This window comes from Flavobacterium xylosi (assembly GCF_042787345.1).
GTDB lineage: Bacteria > Bacteroidota > Bacteroidia > Flavobacteriales > Flavobacteriaceae > Flavobacterium > Flavobacterium xylosi.
Map to the genome: position 1 here is coordinate 1 of NZ_JBHZPZ010000033.1, position 3,595 is coordinate 3,595.

The following is a 3,595-nucleotide window of genomic DNA, read 5'->3' on the forward strand; positions in this document are numbered from 1 at the left end:
AGAATTCGAGGGAATACATTCCTAACCCCTATAACTCCAGTTATTATTTAATTTTGGAGTCGTTGAATCTTCGATTTCAAGAGGGGAATTGAGAAGTGGAATCGATGTTGTTTTTAGGAGTCAAAAAAATACAGCGTTTCCTATGTCGTAGTGTATGCTTTGAGATAAAGATATTTCTAAGCTATATGATTGCAAATCATTATCAGTATTAAAAATTCAAGTTATATATAGCTGTAATTCCACTTCTTAATTCCCCTCTTGAGAGGGGTTAGGGGTGTGTTTTTCATACTCATAAATATAAAACTCGATAGCCCTTATCACATTCTCCATATCCTTCAAGACCTGCTCATCACTAAATCGTAAAATAGTAATCCCGAACTCGTTCATTCGTTTTTCTTTTATACAATCTTTACTATATACTTCTAAAAACTCATGAGAATAGCCATCCACTTCTATTCCTAACATTAATTCATAACAGAAAAAATCTAAAATAAAATTATCAATTGGTTTCTGTCTATGAAAATCATAACCGTACATCTGCTTGCCCTTTAATTTTAACCACAAAAAAATTTCTGTTTCAGTCGAATTATTACGAAGTTGTCGGGCAAATTCTTTGAGTTTAGGGTTGTAGGGTATGATTTTTCTTTTGGGCATAGTGGCTCTGTCAACGATTTTGATACGTTAAAAATAAGGTTTTTAATTATATTGTTATGTGTTAAAAATGAAATTGTTTGCTTTGAGAAAAGGACACACCCCTAACCCCTCTCAAGAGGGGAATACGATCAAGGAATCTTTAGGGGTTTTGAATTCAAAATAAAATTGTTTGCTTTGAGAAAAGGACACACCTCTAACCCCTCTGCAGAGGGGAATGTGATTCTGGAATTGATGCTGTTTTTAGGACTTGAGGAACACACCCTTAGCCACTCTCAAGAGGGGAATTGAGAAGTGGAATCGATGTTGTTTTTAGGACTCAACAAAGGAACACACCCCTAGCCCCTCAAGAGGGGAATTGAGAAGTGGAATCGATGTTGTTTTTAGGACTCAACAAAGGAACACACCCCTAACCCCTTTGAAGAGGGGAGTAGGACCATGGAATCGATGCTGTTTTTGGGAAGCAAAAAAATACAGCGTTTCCTATGTCGTAGTGTATGCTTTGAGATAAAGATATTTCCAATCTATATATGATTGCAAATCATTATCAGTATTAAAAATTCAAGTTATATATAGCTGTAATTCCACTTCTTAATTCCCCTCTTGAGAGGGGTTAGGGGTGTGTTTTTCATACTCATAAATATAAAACTCGATAGCCCTTATTACATTCTCCATATCCTTCAAGACCTGCTCATCACTAAATCGTAAAATAGTAATCCCGAACTCGTTCATTCGTTTTTCTTTTATACAATCTTTACTATATACTTCTAAAAACTCATGAGAATAGCCATCCACTTCTATTCCTAACATTAATTCATAACAGAAAAAATCTAAAATAAAATTATCAATTGGTTTCTGTCTATGAAAATCATAACCGTACATCTGCTTGCCCTTTAATTTTAACCACAAAAAAATTTCTGTTTCAGTCGAATTATTACGAAGTTGTCGGGCAAATTCTTTGAGTTTAGGGTTGTAGGGTATGATTTTTCTTTTGGGCATAGTGGCTCTGTCAACGTTTTTGATACGTTAAAAATAAGGTTTTTAATTATATTGTTATGTGTTAAAAATGAAATTGTTTGCTTTGAGAAAAGGACACACCCCTAACCCCTCTCAAGAGGGGAATACGATCAAGGAATCTTTAGGGGTTTTGAATTCAAAATAAAATTGTTTGCTTTGAGAAAAGGACACACCTCTAACCCCTCTGCAGAGGGGAATGTGATTCTGGAATTGATGCTGTTTTTAGGACTTGAGGAACACACCCTTAGCCACTCTCAAGAGGGGAATTGAGAAGTGGAATCGATGTTGTTTTTAGGACTCAACAAAGGAACACACCCCTAGCCCCTCAAGAGGGGAATTGAGAAGTGGAATCGATGTTGTTTTTAGGACTCAACAAAGGAACACACCCCTAACCCCTTTGAAGAGGGGAGTAAGACCATGGAATCGATGCTGTTTTTGGGAAGCAAAAAAATACAGCGTTTCCTATATGGTAGTGTATGCTTTGAGATAAAGATATTTCCAATCTATATATGATTGCAAATCATTATCAGTATTAAAAATTCAAGTTATATATAGCTGTAATTCCACTTCTTAATTCCCCTCTTGAGAGGGGTTAGGGGTGTGTTCTTCATACTCATAAATATAAGACTCGATAGCCCTTATTACATTCTCCATATCCTTCAAGACCTGCTCATCACTAAATCGTAAAATAGTAATCCCGAACTCGTTCATTCGTTTTTCTTTTATACAATCTTTACTATATACTTCTAAAAACTCATGAGAATAGCCATCCACTTCTATTCCTAACATTAATTCATAACAGAAAAAATCTAAAATAAAATTATCAATTGGTTTCTGTCTATGAAAATCATAACCGTACATCTGCTTGCCCTTTAATTTTAACCACAAAAAAATTTCTGTTTCAGTCGAATTATTACGAAGTTGTCGGGCAAATTCTTTGAGTTTAGGGTTGTAGGGTATGATTTTTCTTTTGGGCATAGTGGCTCTGTCAACGTTTTTGATACGTTAAAAATAAGGTTTTTAATTATATTGTTATGCGTTAAAAATGAAATTGTTTGGTTTGAGAAAAGAACACACCCCTAACCCCTCTCAAGAGGGGAATACGATCAAGGAATCTTTAGGGGTTTTGAATTCAAAATAAAATTGTTTGCTTTGAGAAAAGGACACACCCCTAACCCCTCTCAAGAGTGGAATTGAGAAGTGGAATCAATGTTGTTTTTAGGACTCAACAAAGGAACACACCCCTAGCCCCTATAACTCCAGTTGTTATTTAATTTTGGAGTCGTTGAATCTTCGATTTGAAGAGGGGAGTAGGACCATGGAATCAATGTTGTTTTTAGGACTCAACATAGGAACACACCCCTAACCCCTCTCGAGAGGGGAATGTGATCGTGGAATCAATGTTGTTTTTAGGACTCAAAAGGACACACATCTCGAGCCCTATAACTACAGTTATTATTTAATTTTGGAGTCGTTGAATCTTCTATTCACACACCCCTAACCCCTATAACTCCAGTTGTTATTTAATTGTGGAGTCGTTAAATCTTTGATTTGGAGAGGGGAATGTGATTCCGTACTCTTTAGGGGTTTTGAATTTTGAAGGAAATTGTTTGCTTTGAGAAAAGGACACACCCCTAACCCCTCTGAAGAGGGGAATTGAGAAGTGGAATCGATGCTGTTTTTAGGACTCAAGGGAATACACCTCTAACCCCTATAACTCCAGTTGTTATTTAATTTTTGAGTCGTTGAATCTTCGATTTCAAGAGGGGAATTGAGAAGTGGAATCAATGTTGTTTTTAGGACTTGAGGAACACACCCCTAACCCCTATAACTCCAGTTGTTATTTAATTTTGGAGTCGTTGAATCTTCGATTTCAAGAGGGGAATTGAGAAGTGGAATCGATGTTGTTTTTAGAATTCGAGGGAAT

General features: G+C 36.0%; 3 protein-coding genes. All 3 read right to left on the bottom strand.

The window, feature by feature from the left end:
* Nucleotides 1-246: 246 nt before the first annotated feature.
* The 3 genes from ACFX5E_RS16110 to ACFX5E_RS16120 all read right to left on the bottom strand — a co-directional run bounded on the left by ACFX5E_RS16110 (nt 247) and on the right by ACFX5E_RS16120 (nt 2,646).
* Entirely contained in the window at nt 247-654 is a 408-nt protein-coding gene (locus ACFX5E_RS16110) for an endonuclease domain-containing protein (protein WP_379856190.1), read from the bottom strand.
* Nucleotides 655-1,242: 588 nt separating this feature from the next.
* Nucleotides 1,243-1,650 carry an endonuclease domain-containing protein gene (locus ACFX5E_RS16115; RefSeq protein WP_379856190.1) on the bottom strand — a complete coding sequence of 136 codons (408 nt, stop codon included), beginning with the start codon at nt 1,648-1,650 and terminating at the stop codon, nt 1,243-1,245.
* A gap of 588 nt (nt 1,651-2,238) precedes the next feature.
* Nucleotides 2,239-2,646, bottom strand: a complete 408-nt coding sequence (locus tag ACFX5E_RS16120) for an endonuclease domain-containing protein (protein WP_379856191.1) — start codon at nt 2,644-2,646, stop codon at nt 2,239-2,241.
* Between the last annotated feature and the right edge of the window lie 949 nt (nt 2,647-3,595).